Origin of the sequence: Desulfosporosinus sp. FKA, assembly GCF_002196785.1 — a bacterium.
Lineage (GTDB): Bacteria > Bacillota > Desulfitobacteriia > Desulfitobacteriales > Desulfitobacteriaceae > Desulfosporosinus > Desulfosporosinus acididurans.
In genome coordinates, this window is sequence record NZ_NAHZ01000029.1 from 75,769 (window position 1) to 97,819 (window position 22,051).

Annotated in this window: 20 protein-coding genes, 1 pseudogene and 1 riboswitch; of the genes and pseudogenes, 13 read left to right on the forward strand and 8 right to left on the reverse strand. The window is 42.6% G+C overall.

What is annotated here, in order from left to right:
* Position 1 precedes the first annotated feature (1 nt).
* Complete coding sequence (locus B5771_RS13165; protein ID WP_088187929.1) at positions 2-1,813, forward strand: VirD4-like conjugal transfer protein, CD1115 family; 1,812 nt, start codon at positions 2-4, stop codon at positions 1,811-1,813.
* An 11-nt stretch (positions 1,814-1,824) separates the two neighbouring features.
* Positions 1,825-2,094, forward strand: coding sequence for a helix-turn-helix domain-containing protein (locus B5771_RS13170; RefSeq protein ID WP_088187930.1), 270 nt, complete (start codon positions 1,825-1,827; stop codon positions 2,092-2,094).
* A gap of 283 nt (positions 2,095-2,377) precedes the next feature.
* On the opposite strand, the pseudogene B5771_RS13175 reads toward B5771_RS13170, so the two are convergent.
* Positions 2,378-2,614, reverse strand: a pseudogene (locus B5771_RS13175) (TSUP family transporter); the annotation flags it as partial.
* 184 nt (positions 2,615-2,798) lie between these two features.
* On the opposite strand from B5771_RS13175, the gene B5771_RS13180 reads away from it, so the two are divergent.
* From B5771_RS13180 to flgB, 3 genes are all read left to right on the forward strand, one after another.
* A complete protein-coding gene (locus B5771_RS13180; protein ID WP_207652696.1) occupies positions 2,799-3,716 on the forward strand; it encodes an MFS transporter in 918 nt (305 codons plus the stop codon).
* Positions 3,717-4,124: 408 nt separating this feature from the next.
* Entirely contained in the window at positions 4,125-4,667 is a 543-nt protein-coding gene (locus B5771_RS13185; protein WP_088187932.1) for a phosphatase PAP2 family protein, read from the forward strand.
* Positions 4,668-5,078: 411 nt separating this feature from the next.
* Entirely contained in the window at positions 5,079-5,489 is a 411-nt protein-coding gene (gene flgB / locus B5771_RS13190; RefSeq protein WP_088187933.1) for a flagellar basal body rod protein FlgB, read from the forward strand.
* Between the two features lie 513 nt (positions 5,490-6,002).
* Here flgB and B5771_RS13195 read toward each other — a convergent pair.
* The 3 genes from B5771_RS13195 to B5771_RS13205 form a co-directional block, all read right to left on the reverse strand.
* Positions 6,003-7,487 carry a DNA mismatch repair protein MutS gene (locus tag B5771_RS13195; RefSeq protein WP_088187934.1) on the reverse strand — a complete coding sequence of 495 codons (1,485 nt, stop codon included), beginning with the start codon at positions 7,485-7,487 and terminating at the stop codon, positions 6,003-6,005.
* On the reverse strand, positions 7,484-9,028 hold the full coding sequence (locus B5771_RS13200) for a DNA mismatch repair protein MutS (protein WP_088187935.1): 1,545 nt from the start codon (positions 9,026-9,028) through the stop codon (positions 7,484-7,486). The genes B5771_RS13195 and B5771_RS13200 overlap by 4 nt, the downstream gene beginning before the upstream one ends.
* 41 nt (positions 9,029-9,069) lie before the next feature.
* Positions 9,070-9,142, reverse strand: a riboswitch (Fluoride riboswitch).
* A 270-nt stretch (positions 9,143-9,412) separates the two neighbouring features.
* Entirely contained in the window at positions 9,413-10,660 is a 1,248-nt protein-coding gene (locus tag B5771_RS13205) for a YgeY family selenium metabolism-linked hydrolase (protein ID WP_088187936.1), read from the reverse strand.
* 602 nt (positions 10,661-11,262) lie between these two features.
* Between B5771_RS13205 and B5771_RS24560 the strand changes: the two genes are divergently transcribed.
* From B5771_RS24560 to B5771_RS13230, 4 genes are all read left to right on the forward strand, one after another.
* Entirely contained in the window at positions 11,263-11,496 is a 234-nt protein-coding gene (locus B5771_RS24560) for a hypothetical protein (protein ID WP_207652697.1), read from the forward strand.
* A gap of 131 nt (positions 11,497-11,627) precedes the next feature.
* Positions 11,628-11,876, forward strand: a complete 249-nt coding sequence (locus B5771_RS24570) for a hypothetical protein (protein WP_088187939.1) — start codon at positions 11,628-11,630, stop codon at positions 11,874-11,876.
* A gap of 214 nt (positions 11,877-12,090) precedes the next feature.
* On the forward strand, positions 12,091-12,663 hold the full coding sequence (locus B5771_RS13225) for a hypothetical protein (RefSeq protein WP_088187940.1): 573 nt from the start codon (positions 12,091-12,093) through the stop codon (positions 12,661-12,663).
* Between the two features lie 38 nt (positions 12,664-12,701).
* Positions 12,702-13,421 carry a DUF421 domain-containing protein gene (locus tag B5771_RS13230; RefSeq protein WP_172408268.1) on the forward strand — a complete coding sequence of 240 codons (720 nt, stop codon included), beginning with the start codon at positions 12,702-12,704 and terminating at the stop codon, positions 13,419-13,421.
* Positions 13,422-13,445: 24 nt separating this feature from the next.
* Here the strand turns inward: B5771_RS13230 and B5771_RS13235 are convergent, their stop codons facing one another.
* Both B5771_RS13235 and B5771_RS13240 read right to left on the reverse strand, forming a co-directional pair.
* Entirely contained in the window at positions 13,446-14,678 is a 1,233-nt protein-coding gene (locus tag B5771_RS13235) for an MFS transporter (RefSeq protein WP_088187942.1), read from the reverse strand.
* 112 nt (positions 14,679-14,790) lie between these two features.
* Positions 14,791-15,591, reverse strand: a complete 801-nt coding sequence (locus tag B5771_RS13240) for an endonuclease/exonuclease/phosphatase family protein (protein ID WP_088187943.1) — start codon at positions 15,589-15,591, stop codon at positions 14,791-14,793.
* A 235-nt stretch (positions 15,592-15,826) separates the two neighbouring features.
* Here B5771_RS13240 and B5771_RS13245 point away from each other — a divergent pair, with 235 nt between their 5' ends.
* Positions 15,827-17,008 (forward strand): MFS transporter, encoded by a 1,182-nt coding sequence (locus B5771_RS13245; protein WP_088187944.1) that lies wholly within the window; start codon positions 15,827-15,829, stop codon positions 17,006-17,008.
* Between the two features lie 38 nt (positions 17,009-17,046).
* Here the strand turns inward: B5771_RS13245 and B5771_RS13250 are convergent, their stop codons facing one another.
* On the reverse strand, positions 17,047-17,457 hold the full coding sequence (locus B5771_RS13250) for a YueI family protein (RefSeq protein WP_088187945.1): 411 nt from the start codon (positions 17,455-17,457) through the stop codon (positions 17,047-17,049).
* Positions 17,458-17,914: 457 nt separating this feature from the next.
* Between B5771_RS13250 and B5771_RS13255 the strand changes: the two genes are divergently transcribed.
* Positions 17,915-18,583 carry a hypothetical protein gene (locus tag B5771_RS13255; RefSeq protein ID WP_088187946.1) on the forward strand — a complete coding sequence of 223 codons (669 nt, stop codon included), beginning with the start codon at positions 17,915-17,917 and terminating at the stop codon, positions 18,581-18,583.
* A gap of 6 nt (positions 18,584-18,589) precedes the next feature.
* Positions 18,590-19,594, forward strand: coding sequence for a GGGtGRT protein (locus B5771_RS13260; RefSeq protein WP_088187947.1), 1,005 nt, complete (start codon positions 18,590-18,592; stop codon positions 19,592-19,594).
* Between the two features lie 36 nt (positions 19,595-19,630).
* Here the strand turns inward: B5771_RS13260 and B5771_RS13265 are convergent, their stop codons facing one another.
* Positions 19,631-20,236, reverse strand: a complete 606-nt coding sequence (locus tag B5771_RS13265) for a Chromate resistance protein ChrB (RefSeq protein WP_207652699.1) — start codon at positions 20,234-20,236, stop codon at positions 19,631-19,633.
* Between the two features lie 119 nt (positions 20,237-20,355).
* Between B5771_RS13265 and ilvD the strand changes: the two genes are divergently transcribed.
* Entirely contained in the window at positions 20,356-22,008 is a 1,653-nt protein-coding gene (gene ilvD, locus B5771_RS13270) for a dihydroxy-acid dehydratase (RefSeq protein WP_088187948.1), read from the forward strand.
* The last annotated feature ends 43 nt before the right edge of the window (positions 22,009-22,051 follow it).

Consider the following 22,051-nt stretch of genomic DNA (forward strand, 5'->3'; position numbering starts at 1 on the left):
GTTGCAGACATCCCAAATCATAATTCTAACAGCCGCCGGACTGTCTATGTTCGGGGTTATCGGCTTGTTATCGCTCATAGCGCATTACTACACTTTAAACGGCATCAAGTCCAAAACTGTCGGCGACGGTCAGCACGGTACGGCTCGCTGGGCAAAAAAGCAGGAGATTAAAAAGACTTATACTGAAGTTCCCTACGAGCCGGAGAAATGGAGAAAGGGCGAAAGCCTTCCGAAAGCGCAAGGTCTGATAGTCGGCTGGAGGAAAGCATCGCTGTTTGACGGTACCGCCTCGAACGGATATGCGCTGGTGGACGATGACGATATCCACTGTCTGATGATCGGTGCCGCAGGTATCGGCAAGACCGCAAACTTTCTATATCCGAATCTGGAATACGCCTGCGCTTGCGGAATGAGCTTTGTGACTACCGATACAAAGGGAGACCTCTACCGCAATTATGCCGGGATCGCAAAAGAAAAGTACGGATATGATGTTGCTGTCATTGATCTGAGAAATCCCACCCGCTCGGACGGAAACAATCTCCTCCATCTGGTCAACCGATATATGGACGCATATCTCAATAATTCTCAGAATCTTGCGTTTAAAGCCAGAGCGGAGAAGTATGCTAAGATTAACGCAAAGACTATCATCAACTCCGGAGGTTTCGATACAGCAATGGCTGGACAAAATGCCTTCTTCTATGACGCAGCGGAAGGACTGCTGACATCCGTGATTCTGCTTATAGCGGAATACTGTGAACCGAAGCAAAGGCACATCGTATCCGTATTCAAGCTCATTCAGGATCTGCTTGCGCCCAGCGGCGTCAAGGGCAGGACTTTGTTTCAGCTGCTCCTTGCTCATCTGCCGGATGAGCACAAGACCAAGTGGTTCGCCGGGGCGGCACTCAATTCGGCGGAGCAGGCCATGCAGAGTGTCCTCTCCACTGCTCTATCCAGATTAAACGCTTTTCTGGATTCTGAGCTGGAGCAAATCCTGTGCTTTGACACGGCAATCGATGCGGAGAAGTTTTGTACAAACAAAAGTGCAATCTTCCTGGTAATGCCGGAGGAAGACAACACAAAGTATTTCATCATCAGCCTGATCGTCCAGCAACTTTACCGTGAAATCCTGTCAGTGGCTGACGAGCACGGAGGAAAGCTCCCCAACCGTGTGATGATGTTCCTCGACGAGATCGGAACCATCCCCAAAATCGAGTCGGCGGAGATGATGTTCTCTGCTTCCCGATCCCGTCGTGTGTCCATAGTAGCGATCATCCAGAGCTTTGCACAGCTGGAGAAAAACTATGGCCGCGAAGGCTCTGCCATCATCATAGACAACTGCCAGGATACCGTGTTCGGCGGCTTTGCTCCCAATAGCGAATCAGCGCAGATTTTATCAAAAGCCATGGGAAGCAAGACCGTCATGAGCGGCTCTGTCAGCCGGGGTAAAAACGATCCTTCGCAGAGTCTGCAGATGATTGAGCGCCCGCTGATGACGACGGACGAGCTGAAGTCCATGCCCAAGGGGCATTTTATTGTCACCAAGACGGGCGCCTACCCCATGCGTACCAAGCTAAAGCTATTTACGGAATGGGGCATAACCTTCGGCAAGCCTTATGAGATTGCTGAGAAATCGGCCCGAGAGGTGGAGTATGCTGACAGGTGCAGAGTAGAGGAAGAAATCATCCGCCGGCACTCTGCCTGCGTGGATGTGACGGAGGAAGCTGGTGCAGCCGCATCTGGCGGATTACTTCACTCACCGATTCAGGGGCCGGAAGCGTCGGTCAGGACAAAAGCGCCTGTTCGGATTGAATAGGAGTTGAAGCTGTGGGTTATTTTTCTTCTCTTTATTCCTCGGAGCTTCCGCATCGTGCCAGGGCTGTCTATATGTACCTTCATGACCGAGCAGATAAGGACGGCAAATGCTACCCGGCGATTGGTACTATCGCCAAGGAGTTAAAGTTGTCCCGAAGCACCGTCAAACGCGCCATAGCTGACCTTGAAAAAAGCGGCCGTCTGCACAAGGAGCAAAGATGGCGGGAGAACGGCGGCAAGAGCAGCAATCTGTATTATTTAGTGCAGACGAATTCGGACTGATAGGCTAAAAACGACCTTCCCCGCCGAGGGGAAGGTCTGTCTGCTTGTTGGACTATGGAAGGGTTCATGATGAACCGTGAAGGTGAGCTTATCACTCTAAGAAAATATAACGACAGAAAAAGAACAACAAATAATTTGCTAATGGGTTCCGATAATCGATGCTGAGTGTATTAGTAGGATTAGCGGAAGTTAACTTGAAAACAATTAATATGTTAATATCTCAACTTTCGCAGAGCGAAAGTTTACGTAAACCCTTGGTGCTAAAAGAAAAAAGTACTCTTTCAAAGAGAATCAGCCACTTTACTAGGGGAAAGTGGACTTTTCCAAAACGGGCAAACGTTACCGAACTATTGAAGGTAGCAGCAGTTGAGGCAAACTTGTTTGTTCCCAAAGCAATATTAAGGGGAATGCCTAAATGAAGAAGGGCCGGGAGAATGATGAGCCCACCGCCTCCAGCAATGGCGTCCACGACTGCTGCGAGAAAACTTAGCATACAAATAATAATAAGGTTAAGAAACATTGAAGTACCTCTCTTTAATTGACTTTTCCAATTTGCTCATTTAGAATCTATTAGGGTAATATGAGTAACTTATAAATTGGCATCAAATGTCGAATTGACGAGGTAAACCTTCGTTTTGATGGCGAGCTGGTAGTCATCGAATTAAGGTCCTTGAGTACATATTTATACTAAGAAGGAGAGCTTTATGAATAATAAAAATAATGGGGCAAATGAAGCCAACAAGAACATACTTGTCCTTGGCTGGGTGGCCTTCTTTGGTGGACTAAGTCAAGACATGATAATCCCGATTTTACCAACTTTTTATGCTCAAGTACTGGGTTTGAGTAAGGAAACGATCGGCCTTATCGAAGGCAGCGTTACCACTATTGTTAGCATTTTTAGGATACTATCTGGCGCAATATCCGATAAACTAGGAAAACGAAAGTCAATTGTTTTTATCGGATATTTTTTGTCCGCTATCGGCAGATTGCTGTTATCCATCAGTTATGGCTCATGGGGCACATTTGGTGTAAGAGCACTCGATGGGGTGGGAAAGGGGCTAAAGGACGCACCTCGTGATGCATTAGTTGCTCAATCAGCTAAAAAGAACAACATGGGATTGTCTTTTGGTTATCAGAGGATGCTGGATACATTAGGGTCATTTGTTGGTCCTCTAATTACTACGGGCTTATTAGTAGTTTTGAGTAAATATGCTGATGTTAAGAGGTATGGACTGATTTTCTTTTTTGCTGGTATAATGGCCTTTATAACCATAATATTAATAGGTTTATTAGTAAAAGAGAGAAAGGGTAGGGATGTAGGATTAAAGTTCAAATTTGATGCTTCACTACTCAAGGGCAAGTTTGCGTTGTTTTTTGTAGTTATGCTTCTTTTTACTTTGGGTAACAGTAGTGATGCATTCTTAATATTACGGGCAGAAAACGTAGGGATAAACCCCATTACTATTCCAATCATCATTGTTATATTTAATTTGTTTTATGCCTTATTGTCTGTACCTAGCGGAGTATTGTCGGATCGTATCGGGAGAGTGAATGTTATTAGGATAGGCTGGCTTATCTATGCTGGCACCTACCTGGGTTTTGCTCTGGCCAAACTTCCTTAGCAGATCTGGTTACTGTATGCTATATACGGGGTTTATTATTCTACAACCGAAGGGGTAGCCAAGTCCCTGGTTGCTCATTTGGTTGATGAAAATCAAAGGGGAACAGCCTTTGGATTGTATAATGCTTCTGTCGGATTATTAGCCCTTCCGGCTAGCGCCATAGCTGGCTACCTTTGGGATGCGGTGTCGCCCACTGCGCCGTTTTATTTCGGGGCAATTTGCGCCATTGCGGCAGTAGGTTTAATTACATTTCTCCGGATAGAATAACTATGGACAAAATTTCGGTTCTGGTCAAAAGTCAGACGAATTTTTTAAATCTTATTAGAACTTTTTCACGTAAATAGTAGTCCTTTTAAATGAGCACTTTTTTTGGAGTGTACATCTGTCTCATAAGGAGGAAAACAGGACTTGAATTCTTTTGATCTTTTTGGCTATCACCTGCTTAATCAATGGGCTGGGCATATTCCCATATTGGACAAATTGATGGCATTTATTGCCCAGTATGCACTTGAAGTTTATGCTGTACTCTTTCTTGTAGCATGGTTTACCTTGGCAAAAGTTGACTCGAAGCGTAGACATGGGCTCGTCGTTATGGGGGTATCTGGTATCCTGGCGCTAATCATAAATTTAATTATTGCTCATATTTGGTATCGCCCTCGGCCTTTTGTAACACTCGCACCAGGAACCTTTACCAAGCTCATTCCTCACTCGCCAGATGCCTCATTTCCAAGCGATCATGTATCCGGGAGTTTCGGCTTTGCTGCGGGTTCGTGGGGTAAAAGTAGCAAGTGGGTAAGCAAAAGCTTTACGATTTTTGCGATTCTAGTTGCAATTGCACGAGTTTATACTGGTGTTCACTGGCCTACCGATGTTCTAGGGTCTGCTCTCGTGGGTATCCTTAGTGCCAAGTTAGTTTGGAAAGTAAATTTTCTTTTGATACCGTTGACATGACTAGGGTTACGCCTATGCCGTTTTGGTCAATATCACAAATCTCTACTTCCTGAACAACAGTAAATTTACATATTCACGGGTGACTCTACTGTAGAAGCCTTCTAACTTTTTTGTCTAGCAGGAGGGATTTACTCTCTTATAGAGAATTATTGTATCTACGAGATATTAAATGGAAAAATGAAATATAGAATGGGAATTCTTTTTTAGCCGCAGCTTAGCGGTTTCCAAAAGCAGCTGGAACAGTGCTAACGTTTTTAAGCGAATTTACAAAAACCAATTACTCTCTTAAAGGTTTTCAGAATAAGAGTTTTTTCTTAATTCTTAAGGATACATCGAAAAAGTCGAGATATATTTAAATTATGATCCTACAGAAGTTCAATAACAAAGTCTTTAAAAGGGGCGGTATGGCTTATGGATCTTCTTGTTACTCCACTTATGAATATGATGGAAAAGAAACTGGATGTCTCTGCTCTACGGCAAAAAGTAATCGCTAATAATGTGGCCAATGTTGATACTCCAGGTTTTAAGGCATCACACGTTGAGTTTGAAGATATTCTCCAGCAAGCTATGAACAAAGATAATCTATCTCTGCACAAAACTGACCCTCGACACATCGATCCATCTCTAAACTTGCAGTCAGCCCAGGCTAGGGTAGTGATCGATAATACTACTACCCTTCGAAATGATGGAAATAACGTAGATATTGATAAAGAAATGTCCGACTTAGCAAAAAACGGAATAGACTATCAGGCTATTTCGCAAATTTTAGGTCAGAAATATTCAGGGAAAATTAAATTAATCACTGACTTGGGTAAAGCATAAAGAATTATAAATATATTGCAATCGAGTTGCCTACCTACTTGTCTTAACTGAAAGATACTGCTTCGAGATTCATGGGGGTAAAATTTGGTACAGGAGGCAATTGGAGTGCTTCGTGAGTGGGTGGTTGGGGGAATCGTTTCGCTTAAATAAATTACAGAAAGGCTCAGCAGTAAGAAAGCTTCTGAGCCTTTTTTAATACAGAAGCGGTCAGCGGAAATTGAATCTTTACCAAGGAAACATGGGCTCCATACAATCAGCGGTATTCCAATTACTTCATCAATACCAAATCACCCGCCGTTGCGCCTTGCTAAGCTCAAGAAGAACATGCGGATTGAAATAACCGTCTTGACAAAGCCTAGCCAGCAGTCGAGTGACGAAGAGACTGGTGCAGGAAATTTACAGTAGGGAGGACAACCGGATGCAGGTTTTTCTACCCGGAGCTGGAGGTTAAATTTCCCCGGCCACCTAGTGAACTGTGTTCCATCAGTGTTATCGCCCTATTCAGCTTTTCTCTTACAACGTCACCTCGCTTTGACCGAAAATCTTTTGGTACAAATCTTCTCCGAAAGCCGTCTGCAAGGGTTCACCTGGCACGACCTTAAAGGTTCGGTCGCCGTTCTCCAGCCGCTGTGCCCGTAAATACTGCGTCTCATTGTCGCCAAGGAATGTGGCGGCGTAGGTGTATAGATGTGTCACCGAAAAGACCTCCACGCCGTTTTCGATAAGCGCTTGAGTGATTTGACGGCAAATCTCTGAGCCCTCGCGTTCGTTCGTGGCAGCAAAGGACTCGTTGAACAGCATCAGCGCGCCATCTTCTAAATGGTCGGCAAGCTCGTTCATGCGGTCAAGTTCCTCGTCCAACTTACCGCTTTTCATGGTGGTATCTTCCTCCTTTTTGAAGTGGGAGTATACACCGCAGCGAATGGGCGCGGAAAATCTGTCCGCTCCCACGAACATCCCGCTTTGCGCCATAAGCTGGGCCTGACCCAAGCTCCGCAGAAATGTGGATTTTCCGCCCTGATTAGCTCCGGTGATAACGTACAGCCGCATACCGGTGGCATCCAGTTCGTTACCAACAACGGCGGCATTTTTCGTTAGCGCGAGGCTTACGTCGTATAGTCCTCGCCATGAACGGTCATCTCTGCCCAAAGGAAGCAGGCTTGGAACGCAGATCGGCATACCTAAAGCCCGCAGGCTGTCAGCTAGATTGAGGCATCCAACATAGAATGCCAATTCGCCCCGCAGCATAGCGAAGAAACCCTCCAGATAATCGGCGGCCTGCGCCAGCGTGTTTGCCGCCTCATTGATTGCGCGGTCACGGCGTTTGCCAAGGTCTGTGGCCCCAGCATCGTCGCGGGGTGCGATCGTAAAGGACCGAGAGAAATGCCATCGTCGCCAAAAGCCCTTGCGGTTTTTCCGGCGTAGGACATAGCCGACACCCTGTATATAGTTTCCAAGCGTGGCGCTGACCAGCGTACCGTCCCTGTCCTCCAGGTCGTCCAAATGGGCGCGTACCTCGGCAAAATAGTTGTCATCCAACTCCCGCTGGAGCATGGTAAGCAGATTCTGAAACCCTTCCGACTGGAAGTTGGATAGATTTCTGTCTGCGATAAGACGCAGCTCCCTAAGCATTTCGGAATATATCTTCAAAAGTCCAACTGAGCTGGAAAGGGTGCTGGAGAGATTTACGGAAGACAGCCAGTGCCACGAGCTTCTTTTTTTCTTTTCCGTCTCGACGGTTAAAACATAGAGTTGCCGAACGGTGTCGGGGTTTTGGAGTGTATCAGATAGGTTCTTTTGGCGGTATTCGATTTCTTCCGTAGATTGCAGCGGTTGAAACAATGCGGCTTCACAGGCGTCGTAGATTGTCTTATCTTCTTGTGCCATTTTCTCCAGCATGCGTTTTAACCCAAGATCGGCAGTGAGCGTCTCCTTGCCAAAGCAGGGCTTGGCCTTGATAATAAAGTCCCTGTCGCGAAACATCAAATATGCTTTCATCGTTTAAGCCTCCTACTAAGTTGTTCGTAGGTCAGGCCGTGTTTCCCGGCGATATACATAGCGAAGGCAAGGCCATCGGGCGGTTTCCTGATTATTTTATAAGTCCTCTGAGCCGGATCATCTTCCTTAACCGTACTCATCATGCTGATCGTATCTGCACCATGGGAAGCAAGTTCATCAAGAAAAGTCACGACCACCGTGGGAGCTCTCAGAGCCGAGATAGCATCCATCATATGCCCGCCGAGGGAAAGCGCGTCAGAAAGTGTTGTGGAGGAAAAAATCTCATTAACGATGATCACGCTCCGGCTCGTGGCTTTTTCAAGAAGTTCATGAAGCCTTATAAGATCGTCCTGTAATTTCCCGTTCAATGTAGACAAATCTTCCTCCCGTCCAAAATGGGTAAGAATATTGTCGAACAGGTATAGAGCCGCCTCGCGGCCTGGTACGCACAGGCCAAGTGAGGAAAGATAATGTATCTGACCGAAGGCGCGAGCAAAGGTGGTCTTGCCGCCTTGATTGGGACCGGTAATGACGATGATATGCTCCGGAGCGTTTAACATGAAGTCATTGGTTACAGTCTTTTCCCGGGTACTGGCGGCTAGCGCGAGATCGAACCCTTCTAAATCATAAAGGTGCTCTGCCGAATCACAAAGCTTTGGATAATTAAACGGTAGACCAGCCCCTTGAAGCGGTCGGACATAATCGAGCCAGGTAAGGTAAAACTGTATCTCCCGGGAAAAACGTAAAATAGTTTCGTTGTCGAAGTGAAAGTACTTGGAACAAAAGTTATTGAGGTCTGCAAAAATATCCTTGTAGAGATCTGCCACCATACTTAGTACGGCGGCCTCCACATGAGCGGCGTAAGGTTCCTCCGGGAGCTTTTGCCGGTAGTCCTTCACATCACCCTGCCTGAATTTTTCAAAGGTTGCGAGTATCTGTTTAGAGTGGTCGACCTGTTCCTCATATTTACGGACACGAATCGTTCCGTTTTTAATAAGCATGCAGTATTCCACCATGGAGAGTTCCTCACGAAGCCGCTTCAAATGGCTGCGAAGCCCTGTGTAGTATTCCGACATACAGTAAGTTGAGAGATATTGTGCGAAAGCACTAAGCCCCATAGAGCGTAGAGTCCGTTTAAAAAGCCCTTCTGAGAGCGCGGAAATCGTGAGGCAATACCTGTCTGCGTAGTCCAGCATCCGTCCGCGCACCAGATAGTTGTTCTCATAGCGACTGTCTGAGGTCAGCGAAGTCCTGATACTGACCATGTTCCTGCCCAGATCGTAAATAATTTTGGAAAATTCGGTAAACAGGGTACGGAGTTCATCATTCTCCAGCTCTCGCATTATATCCTGCCGATAGAGAATGACCTCTGGGTCATGCAACGTGGTGTGGAAGAAACTATCCAGATCAAATTCCTTTTTTGCTTTCAGAATTGGTGCGAAGATTTGATCGAGGTTCAAGTCCTTGAAGCAGGACGGCGCGTCGGTTTGTCGCGGTTCCTCGTGTTGTTCCTGTGCTGGAAATAGGATACTGTAAAACATTTAAAATCCCTCCCCCAAAGTCAAAAAAGCCGATACTTCTGCCTAAAACAGAAGTCATCAGCTTTGTAAGCGGTTCCGGCATAGCCGTGGGAGGACTTCTTTCCCTAAAGTAATTATAGCAAAAATACAATCTTCTTTTCAATATCATTAATTTCTGTTGAAATTCTATCCATAATAGATTAGACAGTATTTAAATTAATGGGAATGAAGTTTCCTAAGATTTGCCGAAATGCTGGCGAAAGGCTCCTACATCTCAGAAGTTTAGTATTTACAGCGGAAGTCCATATTCACAGACATGGACATGGCATCTATGATTTTTAGATTTTCTAACAGTTCTGAGATGAATTTTCTGAGGTTAAAATCTCAATTACAGAGAACATTTGTTTATTCAGTCGTGCGGTTCATTGTAGTTTTTGGCATTTGATTAGCATACTTTTTTGTATACGTCCATGGAATTGATGCATACATTGCAGCACAATCGGCTAACTCACTCTTCCATGTCCTTTCATTAAAGGAGTTTGTTTGATTTTTATGTCCAGGACCAAAACCTATACAGGGAATACCATAATGGCCCATAATCACGGCCCCATTGGTTGGAAAAGTCCACTTACCGGCATAAGGTTTTTCATCAAAAAGTCCAAGATAGGCATCTTTCAACGTTAAATATATTGGATGCTCTTCTTCGATTATCCATGCGGAAAAATAGGCTTCAGGTGGGTAGATTAACTTAGTGTACAAAGACTTCGTGTCCGAAGATATCTCAACGTCTTCTTGGGCAGCTTTTACCGAGGGCAAATTTTTAATCTGATTAAGAGCATTTTCTGGATTTTCCCCAACGGTCAAGAAGCGATCAATAAAAATCCAACAGCTATCGGTAATGGAACTGTTTGAAGGTGTGGTGCTGAAAATTTGCGATATGGTAAGATTTCCTTTCCCCAAGAAAGAATGATCGATTAAGTTTTCATTCAAAGCACGCAGATCGTGCAAAACTTCAGCCATTTTATAAATTGCGTTATCACCACTTACTGAGGTGGAATCTTGACAATGGATACCCTTGGTTGTAACTTTGATTGTCATTCGCCCGCGATGACCGAGGTGGATTTTACCTCCCGTCGGTTCTGTCAAAACGACAAATTCAGGACGAAGGTTACCCTCAGCGATAATGTAGCGCCATGAGAGACCGTCACATTCACCTTCTTTTACGGATCCCACGACAACAAAGGTGTAATCCTCATCTAAATTAAGGTCTTTAATAATTTTGCCAGCATAAACTAGCGATGCCATTCCACCTTCCTGACCACTTCCTCCTAACCCATTAATGACTCCGTCTTGATCATCATCACCACATTGGTAGGGGTCATGACTCCAAAGTTCGTCAATACTAGAATGTCTAGTGTCGATATGAGCGTCCAGGGCAATTAAGTGTTGACCGGTTCCGATGTATCCTAAGATGTTACCCATGGGATCAATCGTTATCTTGTCAAAACCGACTTTTTCCATCTCATTTTTGATGCGTAGAATAAGCTGTTCTTCATGATTATTTTGCCGAGAAATATTAATCATATCCGATAAAAACTTTATCATTTTTGGTTCGTACGTTTTAGAGAGTTTTTTAACTTGAGAGTAATCCATGGCTTAACAAACCGCCTTTCTTCCTGGTGTTAATTTCTTTGTTATTTCGGCAAACAAAAAGGCTCCTACCAGCCTTTCAAGGCAAGGTAGGAGCCATTAGCCGAACTGGTATAACAGAAAGTTAAACCAGTTAAAGCAACAGCGAGCCCCATCGCTATTTATTGTCCTTCTGTTAGTGTACTTTTATTTTCGTAGAAAATCAATGCTTTGCGCTATTCCAAAATATACATTTTTGTTTTCAGGAAATCAAAAATATTATAAATACAATGTCTATATAGAAATTTTACCACCTTAGAAAAGCTGAAATTTAAGAACGGAGTTTTAATAAGTGCCGCCTTGGGAAAAGGAAATAAAGGTACAAGTTACATCCTTAGAAAACCTTACAAAGAACAAACTTGGTTGGAACGAATCATGGCAACAGGACACTCTGATTATAAAATTACAATGGCTGAACGCGACGAAAGCGGTGCTAAAGCCTTTTCAGAGTTGAAAGTCAGAGGGATCAACCTTGTGGCCAACGCACTTGCTCAATCCAGGATTATATCCTTAGTTTTTTCAAGATGCTGAGGACAGAATTGGCCTTTTATGTTGGATGTTTGAATTTGCACGAGAGACTCACGTTGATAGGGGAGCCGAATACTTTTCCATTGCCCGCTGAGTCCATCGAGCGGAAACATTCTTTAAAAGGATTATACGATATCTGTTTAGCTTTAAACAAAGCGCAGAAAATTGTGGAAAACGAAGTTACGGCAGATAACAAAGAGCTTGTTATGATTACTGGTGCCAATCAGGGCGGAAATCCACCTTTTTGCGAAGCATCGGCTTATCTAAAGTAATGAAGCAATGCGGTCTGTTTGTTCCGGCTGATTTGTTTTGTGCTAATATATGTGATGGACTTTTTACACACTTTAAACGGGAAGAAGACACCACTATGAAAAGCGGGAAATTTGATTAAGAACTTAACAGAATGAGTGAAATTGTTGACAAAATCAAGCCCAACTCGATGATTCTTTTTAATGAATCATTTGCTGCCACTAATGAAAGAGAAGGTTCAGAAATTGCTCGACAGATAACCAAAGCATTATTACAGAAAAAGATAAAGATTCTCTTCGTAACACATATGTATGACTTTGCTCGCAGCTTATTTGATCAAATAAATAATAATGCCATCTTTTTGCATGCAGAAAGACACAACGATGGAGAAAGAACATTTTAATTAATTGAAAGTGAGCCATTAGCGACAAGTTTTGGTGAAGATCTATACCAAAGGATTTTTAGAACTTAGCAATAAAATAGAACGAATAATAACTCCCGACTGAATGAGAGTTATTTAATTATTTATAGTTTTATGTATCGCATAATATTTCTTTTTTATGATAATAGTAATATCGAGTTAAGTTATAAGAATAGTAATTTCGAGGTGAATCCAAATGTTAAAAAAACGAACGTTTTTAATCATGAAATTAAGTGTTTTGTTTTTACTAACAGGTTTAAGCTCTTTACTTTTGTTAAAGCTCTATCCTCAAGAGTCCAAATGTTTCAATATATCTGGGGTTCAAAATAGTCCGATTGTAAATATACTACCTTTATTGACGCCTATATTCGATAATAGAAATACATGGAGCGTTCCTACTATTTCAATTCATGTTAATAATAACTCCGTAAAAGAAGAAAAGATAGATCATGCTGTGCTTATGGGGCAGTTTATAGTTGGAAAGTCTACAATAGAATTACCTAATCCCAAAGGACAAAATATTTATAAAATCTCGGCAAGAGGGGGAAAAGTTCTTTTATCCCACCGCGCTTACAATCCTGACGGGCACAATTGGTCTTACCCCCCAGGAAATAATCAATTGCAATACATAAGTATCACCGGAGAAACTCCCAATACCTATGACATACAGATTAATGAGAGTTATGGAAAATTGGACAAAGTTTATTTGACAAATCCTAATCTATGGGGATCGGTAAATATTGAGTACTCAGTACAAAAAGCTTCATAAAGCTAAACATGTACTTAGGAAGGATGCCTATAAAAAGTATGATACTATTATGGGGACTCTTATCAATTAGTACTATAGTTACATTTTTGGTGTTGTTAATATTAGTACGATTCATTGGAAGTACACAATTGACACAATTGACTTTTTTTAATTGGGTAGCAGGAGCGGCTATGGGAAATCTTGCAGCCAATATGATTGCGGCGCGAACTATTCAGGATTGGTTTTTCTCATGTTATACTCTTATACTATTTTCAATAGTTGCAGTCTTAGCGGCAATACTTGCTCTTAAATACCGGCTATTCCGCAGAATCGCCAATGGCGAACCGATTGTGCTTATCCATAAAGGAATTATGTTTAGAGAAAACCTGAGAAAAACAAAGGTAAATCTTGATGTTCTAATGATGTTACTGCGGGAAAAAGGTTATTTTTCTTATTCAGATATTGAATATGCTATTTTAGAGCCAACAGGAAACTTAAGCATTCTTCCCAAACAAGAAAACCAATCAGTTTCTAAAATCGATCTAGTAGAGGGGCCTGATCTTTCGCCGGAAGGACAAGGCCCCTTTGTAGAAATTATTATCGATGGGGAAATAGATAATGATAAATTAAAGAGCACAAAGCATGATGAAACATGGTTGCAAGAACAACTTAAAAAAATAGGTGCTAACTCTTTAGAGGATGTTTTATATTTAGCGGTAAATTCACAAGGCGAGGTTATTGCAGATTTACATAGAAGGGAACCTAGGAAAGGAATCTAAAAGATAATAGTAATATTTTAAAGATTAAGGATTTAAAGATCGGTACTTTGTAATACTCTGATAGAAAACTGCAAAAGCAACTACTGCTAATAGTTCAATAAGAACGATATAACCCGTTAAGAAAGGAATAGAGTATTGATATAAAAATCCCATGGCAACCCCACTGATCAGTAGGGCTAACCCGTAAATTGTATTAAAAATCCCGTAAGCTTTTCCACGATTGTTAATGGTTGTTATATCGGCAATGGCTGCACGCATAATAGTTTCCTGAGTGCCAGTAACTGCTCCCCAAAGCACAACTGCAATTATCACCCAAAGAGAGCTTTGAGAAAAACCTAAAAATCCTATTGGTAAAGTTAGAATCGGTACTACCATTAAAGCCCCAAATCCCACTTTGTCATAAGTTTTCCCGATTATAAGCGCCGTGATTGCAGCAATTGCCATAGCCACAGCATATAACGTAGGTATTTGTGCTTCAGGGATAACCTTTTGAACTTGTAAATGATAGGAAATGATCTGGTAATTAGCAAATCCCATGACACTGACGAACGTAAAAACAGCATATACCCAAAATATTTTAGGAAGGGACTCCTGGGAGTTGGTTAATGACTTAGCGGATTTTGCGTCAGACAAGTTTTCCTCCAATATTTTGGGTTCTGGAACTTTATGCCGAACATAGAAGGCGATAACGATGGTTAATATTGCCGGAACCCACATCACTGTAAAACCTTGCTTGAATCCGCCCGTTATAGCAAGAGAGGTTGTGAAGATAAGAGGGCCAATAAATGCTCCCATCTGGTCAAGGGCTTCATGAAGCCCAAAACCTAAACCTGTTCCCACCTGTTTTGTAGCGTGGGAAAGCATAGTATCTTTGCCAGGGCTACGGATTGCTTTACCTGAACGTTCAATAATGATCAATAAAGCAGCTAATTGCCATTTTCCGGCAATTGCTAAAAGGGGAACCGTAATAAGCATTCCGTAACCAAGAATGGTAATGAACCAGTATTTTTGAGTACGGTCAATAAAATAACCGGAAACAAGTCTTAAAGCATAGCCTAGGAATCCGCCGAGACCGGTGATAATTCCAACTGCACTGGCACTAGCGCCTAAATATCCAAGATAGGGACCATAGACGCTCTGTGCTCCTTCGTAGGTTATATCTCCGAAAGCACTTATTACTCCAAAGAGAAGAATAAATTGAATAGCGAGTTTCTTCTTGTTAATCGGTTCAAGGGATTTTCCACTTGAGATTCTCATACAATCACTTCCGTTCGCGTAAAACTTTGACATTAATATTTAGAAGGGATGGAGGTCTTTGTTTTGCTTAAATCCCTGCATCCCTTCTGAAAAGCAAGGTATTCAAAGTAAGTTATAGTACTTTAAATTCCGCAACAATAGGATAATGGTCGGAGGCATAATCGGAAATAGAATCTTTGATAACATGATAGGAAGTTGCAAAACGTGAAAGAGCCTGGGTCGTTAGAATATAATCTGACCTAAATGGGACAAATTCTGTTCCAATGAATTCTTTAGCAGGAACCGTGGCTTCGTTATGTTTTTTTAATAAATAGGCAATATCAATATATCCTGCTTGGTACAATGTTTCTAAGGTGGTTTTGTCAACTTCTTTTCCATTAGGGGTTACATATCGGGTTCTAAAATGTGTTGGTAAATCATCGAGACCAATGGGATCTTCGTTATACGGCGATACTGAGTTAAAATCTCCGGCAACTAGGGCGTATTCATCTGCTGCAGCGTAGTTTGTTAAGTAATAAGCTTCTCTTAACCGAACGTGAGGGCCGAAGGGGCAAAGGTGAGCACTTATAACAGTAATCGCTTTATTAAAACCAGGAACCTTTAGTTTTAGAATGCCTATAGCATGGTGAAAGTGTTCGGAGTCTATATCAAAAGCAATTGGTTTAAAGTCAGGATTAATAAAAATTCCTGTATTTTGACCCGTATGAGGAGCAACGGCAATAAAACCACGCATGTTTATTTCAGCTTCCATTTGAAAGAGCAGTTGCCCGCCTTGGTGGTGAAAATTCTTTGCTTCCTGAATTAATAAGATATCGGGCCTTACGGTATTAATAAGGGTTGCTTGGGCTTTAAATCTAAGATCAACAGTTTCGTCAAATCCACCAAATAAAGTGTTATAGGACATTACTTTCATAAATTACCCCCCAATTCTGTGGTATTAATAAATCCTCTAATTTAGATCTTTGAGAAGTCTTTATGCATAACAAGAACACCACCTTTTACGCAACGACCGTTGCATTTTTACTTAAGATATCATACACTATATTTAATTACAACTGTTATTTTCAATAATATTATTGGCTCAAAATGATCTAAACTATCGCTTACTTAACAGGAGGATATTAATCAATCTGAAAGGTGGGAAAAGTATGAACACTTTATCTGTGAAATCCAAAGCTGTTAAATTTGTCCTGCTGATTGGCATCATGAGCTTTTTTGCGGATTTTACCTACGAAGGCTCGCGGGGAATCATCGGACCCTATTTCGCCTTACTTGGTGCCAGCGCGTTTACAGTTGCTCTTATTACCGGATTTGGCGAATTTCTAGGGTATGCTTGGCGACTTGTTTCGGGAAGTTTGGCTGACAAGACTGGAAAGTTCTGGCCTATTACGATTTTTGGCTATATTGTCCAGATGGCTTCTGTGCCCCTGCTCGCTTTGGCTGGGAGTTGGCAGATGGCAGCCGTGCTTGTAATTTTGGAGCGATTTGGCAGGGCAACTCGCAACCCACCTCGTGATGTTATGCTCTCCCATGCCGCTAAGGAGATGGGGTATGGCTGGGCTTTTGGAGTACATGAAGCTTTAGACCAATTCGGAGCCTTGTTCGGTCCCTTGTTAGCCGCCGGTATTCTGGCCTGGCGCGGCGATTATCGGCTCGCCTTTGCCATGATGCTGATTCCAGCGCTGGTTATGCTTTCTCTTCTGGCTGTCGCGCGCTGGACTTATCCTCATCCAGAGGACATGGATAGTACCCCAAATAATATTGAGACAAAGGGGCTTCCACGTGTCTTTTGGCTCTATCTTGCCGGAGCAATTCTTGTTGCCGTCGGATTTGCCGATTTCCCTTTTATGGCTTATCACTTCCAGAAGATGTCGATCGTATCTACTTCTATGATTCCGGTCTTCTACGCTGTGGCGATGGGGGTCAGTGGAGTAGGCTCGTTACTCTTTGGACGCCTCTTTGACCGTTATGGCCTTGGAATCCTAGTCCCTTTAACGATCTTCTCGGCCTTGTTTGCTCCCCTGGTGTTCCTAGGAGGTTTCTGGGCTGCACTTGTCGGAATTGCGCTCTGGGGTCTAGGTATGGGCGTCCATGAATCGATTATTCCTGCAGCGGTAGCTATTATGGTGTCCGTTCAGCGACGCGGTTCGGCGTACGGCCTTTTTACGGCCGGTTATGGAATCTTCTGGTTTCTGGGGAGTATACTGATTGGCCTCCTTTATACCGTGTCTCTGCCATTATTAATTGGTTTCTGCCTGATTACAGAATTTGCGGCCATTCCCTTTTTTCTTTTAGCTAAACGACAGATAGGTAGTTATCTCCCGAAATAACAGTTAAAACACTTAATCAAGCCTCGAATAACCAAATCTTACCGGTCATTTATCTCAATATCGTCGACGTCAACAGCATCTTTACTCACTACAACTACTCCTGTTTCCCCTTTAAGTTCAGGATCATGAATCAAGGTATAGGGTTTTCCTATTTGTCGGGCGAGTTGAATATATTTATCGGTAAATTGAGGGCTTAATTCGCCATCGATAAGCATTTTTTCTGCCTGAGGATGTTTCAATGCATCCTCAATTTCAGAATATATAAAAGTTTGAGCGGCCTGTTTTTTAGTTAGACATTTGATAATACGTTCCCGAAATTCTCCAAGATACTGTATTTTCTCGCTGTGTTTCAATTCCGGTGTTCCATGCATTCCAACCAATAATCTTTGTTCTATCTTGTCCTTCGTACCCCAGGCGTGTAAAGTATCGGCTTGTATATCTGATTCCATTGATTGATCTCCTTGTCGTGTTTCTGCTACAACCTATCGTTACCTTTTATAAAAAAACAATACCCATGAGGCATTGATGAGTCTCATGGGCCTGTCCTACTTGCTGTAGGAATATGCGGGATTTTTAGATTTATGTTGAAGTTCTTATAAATAAGTCATTAGGAACTATTTGTTTTCTGAAGAGACGTTTGTGCCCGATTAACATTGAATTTTACCTTGTATTTTTTTATATTAAACGGTAGAATAAAAAAGAAAAATTTTAGGTGATGGGGCTCACCGAATGCTGGAATGCTAATGGCTCCTACCGGACTGAAATATCCGGTAGGAGCTTGTTCATTTTTAGGAGGCATGATTCACAGATGATTGTTATATTTTAATGGCGAAATGAGACTAATCAATGATTACCCCATTACAGATTGTTGACTTCGTTAATGTTAGGGAGAGAGGAGAAACTATTATGCGAGAAAAAGTTTCCAGTTGCGCTATTCACGGTCCTGCCCCGATTCCTCAAGAAGGTGGATGGACTAAGGCCTTAGAAATTAAAGACCTAAATGGCCTTACCCATGGCATAGGGGCTTGTGCTCCCCAACAAGGGGCTTGTAAACTAACCTTAAACGTGAAACATGGGATTATTCAAGAAGCCTTGGTTGAAACCATTGGTTGTTCCGGTATGACGCAAAGCGCTGCTATGGCAGGAGAAATTCTCCCCGGCAAAACTCTGCTGGAAGCCTTAAACACGGATTTGGTATGTGACGCAATTAATGTAGCGATGCGTGAACTCTTTTTACAACTGGCTTATGGAAGAAGCCAAACCGCTTTCTCTTTGGGTGGGATTCCGGTTGGGGAAGGTTCCGAGGAGTTAGGTAAATTTATGCGTTCACAAGTAGGCACCATTTATAGTTCAAGGCAATATGGTCCCCGTTATTTGGAATTGACAGAAGGATATGTCATGGAGCTAGGCTTAGATGCTGACGAAGAAATTATCGGCTATAAGTACGTTAACCTAGGAAAAATGATGGCATTAATCCGTGACGGCTTAACACCCGATAGTGCTTATGAGAAAGCTACGGATGTATATGGCAGATTTCGTGAAGCTGTTACAATAATTGATCCGAGAAAAGCTTAAGGGGGTATATTCGTGTTTTCTGGATATGAACATCGTCAACTAGGAATCGGTCAAGTGCTCAAACTACTGGAAATGAGAGATCTTGGAGAAGTGAAAAATTATACCCTTGAACAAGGGGTTGATGTTGAACAAACCATACGGGAGATACAACCTATAGCTTTCGACAATGCGATTTGGGCGTTTACGCTTGGAACGGCACTTGCCCTGAAAGCTGGAGACTCAAATGCTACAAAAACCGCACGCTTGATTGGGAAAGGTTTACAAGCATTTACCATTCCAGGATCTATTGCTCACCAAAGAGAAGTTGGCCTGGGACATGGACACCTAGCTGCAATGCTATTAGATGAGCAGACGAAGGTTTTTGCGTTTGTAGCAGGACATGAATCATTTGCGGCAGCTGAAGGGGCCTTGGGCGTATCCAAATATGCTGATTTGGCGCGTAAGGAACCCTTAGAGGTTGTTTTGATTGGTCTTGGAAAAGACGCAGCGAAGATTATCGCGAGGATGACTGGATTTACTTATGTTCAAACGGACTATGATTTTCCCAAAAATGAACTGATTGTCATGAATGAGAAACACTATTCTACGGATAAACGACAAGCTGTAAAAGTCTTCGGCGCTAACTCGGTGGATGAAGGGGTAGCCATTATGAAAGCTCGAAGAGTCAATGTATCTATTACCGGAAACTCAACGAATCCCACGCGCTTTCAACATCCGGTTGTAGGAACGTTTAAAAAATGGGCTATAGAAAATCATCATTCTTTTTTCTCAGTAGCTTCCGGAGGTGGTACTGGCAGAACCCTGCATCCTGATAATATGGCAGCAGGTCCCGCCTCGTACGGTTTTACCGATACACTTGGTCGGATGCATTCGGATGCTCAGTTTGCGGGGTCAAGTTCTGTTCCAGCGCATGTTGACATGATGGGCTTTATCGGTATGGGGAACAATCCGATCGTCGGCGCTTGCGTAGCTCTTGCTGTACAAACCGCTAAGGTTAACGAGGAAATGTAGACTTCTTTTTTAAAAACACGGCCGAGGGACTTAACACTACTGTCCCTCGGCATTGAAAACATGCTGGGCAAACTCTTCTAACATCTGTTCGCAGATAAGGAGTTGTTTTTCCGCATCAGCAAGTAACGGTGCACCAAAAAAGTCCAATTTCCTTATTTTTTCTAACCAACCCTTTTGCTTTTTAAGGTCTTCATCGTTTTCTTGAAGCTCAGCATAGGTGAAATGCTTATTTTCAGTTTCTTTGATTATTTCTGCTCTATAATCAGCGCATTTATCTAAAAACTCCTGGTATTGATCATTTCTTTCTTCATTGAAGCGTGTAATAATATTGTCTTCTTCTTTTTTATCAAGTCCAACTGTTTCAAGTAATAGTGTCTCACCCCCAATACTTATAATCTCGTTTTGGATAATTTTAAATTGCCGTTGATGTTCATCATTTTTAGGAAGCATACAAACACCATTTTGAATATAAATAGCACCACAATTTTTAATCTTGCGCCATATAGAAACCCTTTTACTGGAAGGCTCGGGCGGAACTTTGTATGATAATAATAGCCATTCCTCCATAACTAAAGCCATCGTCCTTTCTGTAACTATCGTTGCATATAAATTTAAATTATCATATACTTTATCTAATTGCAATTATCGTTAATCTAAATTTACAATCCGCATCTTGAAGTAATTCTCAATAAAATAACTTTATTCATCTTGGTTATATCATTAACGTAAATAATAATTAAGAAAGAAGGAAGGAACTTAGATTGAGAAGTGATATCGTTAAAAAGGGTTCTACTAGAACTGCTCATCGGGCTCTATTCTATGCCATGGGGTATTCTCCGGAAGACTTGGAGAAACCATTGATTGGTATTGTAAATTCGTTTAACGACATTATTCCAGGGCATATTCATTTGCGCGATATAACCGAGGCCGTCAAGTTAGGAGTAGCCTCCGGCGGAGGTACTCCTGTTGAATTTCCGTCTATAGGGATCTGCGATGGAATTGCAATGGGGCATGATGGTATGAGGTATCCATTAGCAAGTCGAGAATTAATCGCTGATTCGATTGAGGCTATGGCATCTGCTCATGGCTTTGATGGCCTGGTAATGATACCTAATTGTGACAAAATTATTCCCGGAATGCTGATGTCTGCTGCTCGTCTAAATATCCCTACTGTCGTAGTGAGCGGAGGACCAATGCTGGCCGGGCGCTATCAAGGACAAGATATTAGCGTCAGTAATATGTTTGAAGCGGCCGGAAAGTTTGAAGCCGGTAAGATTACCGAGGAAGATTTGCAATCCATGGAAATGGCTGCGTGTCCAGGCTGTGGTTCGTGTGCAGGGCTATTCACTGCGAACACGATGAACTGTTTAACAGAGGCTTTAGGTATGGGTTTACCAGGTAACGGAACGATCCCGGCTGCTTATACAGGTGCCCGCAGAATGTTAGCTAAAAAAGCTGGGGCCTTAGCGGTTGAGTTAGTACGGAAAGACTTAAAACCATGTGATATTTTAACGAAACAGTCTTTTGAAAATGCTATCGCTGTCGATATGGGGATCGGCGGCTCCTCAAATAGCGTTTTGCATTTGACAGCTATAGCCTATGAGGCTGGAATTAATCTTCCTCTGAGTCTATTTGAAGAAATTAGTTCTAAAGTAACCTATATCGTAAAATTAAGTCCCGGCGGAACCCACCATTTGCAAGATCTCAATGAAGCGGGCGGAATACCTGCTGTTATGAAGGAACTCTCCAAATTGGGGGTGATCCATGGTGACGCTTTGACTGTCAGTGGTACAGTTACTGAACGTTTGGCAAATTCCTCAATCAAACAAGAGGGTATCATAAGAAGTGTTGAAGCACCCTATCGCCAAACGGGTGGAATTGCTGTTTTAAATGGGAATCTTGCTCCAGACGGGGCAATTATCAAAGAAAGTGCCGTTGCTGAAGATATGTTAGTATTTTCAGGCCCTGCAAAAGTTTTTAATTCTGAGGACGAGGCTATAGAAGCTATTATTGGGCATCAGGTTATTGACGGCGATGTCGTTGTTATTCGATATGAAGGGCCGAAAGGCGGACCGGGTATGAAAGAGATGCTTAATCCTACCGCTATTATTACCGGAATGGGTCTGCGTGTCGCTTTACTCACAGATGGCCGATTCAGCGGGGCCACCCGAGGAGCCTGTATTGGGCACGTTTCTCCGGAAGCGATGGATGGAGGTCCTTTGGCCCTGGTTCAGAATGGAGATTTAATTTCCATTGACATCCCTAAACGTCAGTTAAACGTAAATCTTACCGAAGAGGAACTTCAGGCAAGAAGATCTTATTGGATTAAACCTGAACCAAAGGTGAAAAGCGGTTATTTAGCCCGTTATGCTCGACTTGTAACTTCTGCTAATCTGGGAGCCGTTTTAAAATAATATGAAACTCGTTAGGTCTATTTAGATGACTAATAGTAACAAA

Excerpts from the sequence above, each read along its gene's own strand:
- B5771_RS13180 (WP_207652696.1), top strand. The coding sequence starts at position 2,799 with ATGAATAATAAAAATAATGGGGCAAATGAAGCCAACAAGAACATACTT.
- flgB (WP_088187933.1), top strand. The coding sequence starts at position 5,079 with ATGGATCTTCTTGTTACTCCACTTATGAATATGATGGAAAAGAAACTG.
- B5771_RS13195 (WP_088187934.1), bottom strand. The coding sequence starts at position 7,487 with ATGAAAGCATATTTGATGTTTCGCGACAGGGACTTTATTATCAAGGCC.
- B5771_RS13200 (WP_088187935.1), bottom strand. The coding sequence starts at position 9,028 with ATGTTTTACAGTATCCTATTTCCAGCACAGGAACAACACGAGGAACCG.
- B5771_RS13205 (WP_088187936.1), bottom strand. The coding sequence starts at position 10,660 with ATGGATTACTCTCAAGTTAAAAAACTCTCTAAAACGTACGAACCAAAA.
- B5771_RS24570 (WP_088187939.1), top strand. The coding sequence starts at position 11,628 with ATGAGTGAAATTGTTGACAAAATCAAGCCCAACTCGATGATTCTTTTT.
- B5771_RS13225 (WP_088187940.1), top strand. The coding sequence starts at position 12,091 with ATGTTAAAAAAACGAACGTTTTTAATCATGAAATTAAGTGTTTTGTTT.
- B5771_RS13230 (WP_172408268.1), top strand. The coding sequence starts at position 12,702 with ATGATACTATTATGGGGACTCTTATCAATTAGTACTATAGTTACATTT.
- B5771_RS13235 (WP_088187942.1), bottom strand. The coding sequence starts at position 14,678 with ATGAGAATCTCAAGTGGAAAATCCCTTGAACCGATTAACAAGAAGAAA.
- B5771_RS13240 (WP_088187943.1), bottom strand. The coding sequence starts at position 15,591 with ATGAAAGTAATGTCCTATAACACTTTATTTGGTGGATTTGACGAAACT.
- B5771_RS13245 (WP_088187944.1), top strand. The coding sequence starts at position 15,827 with ATGAACACTTTATCTGTGAAATCCAAAGCTGTTAAATTTGTCCTGCTG.
- B5771_RS13250 (WP_088187945.1), bottom strand. The coding sequence starts at position 17,457 with ATGGAATCAGATATACAAGCCGATACTTTACACGCCTGGGGTACGAAG.
- B5771_RS13255 (WP_088187946.1), top strand. The coding sequence starts at position 17,915 with ATGCGAGAAAAAGTTTCCAGTTGCGCTATTCACGGTCCTGCCCCGATT.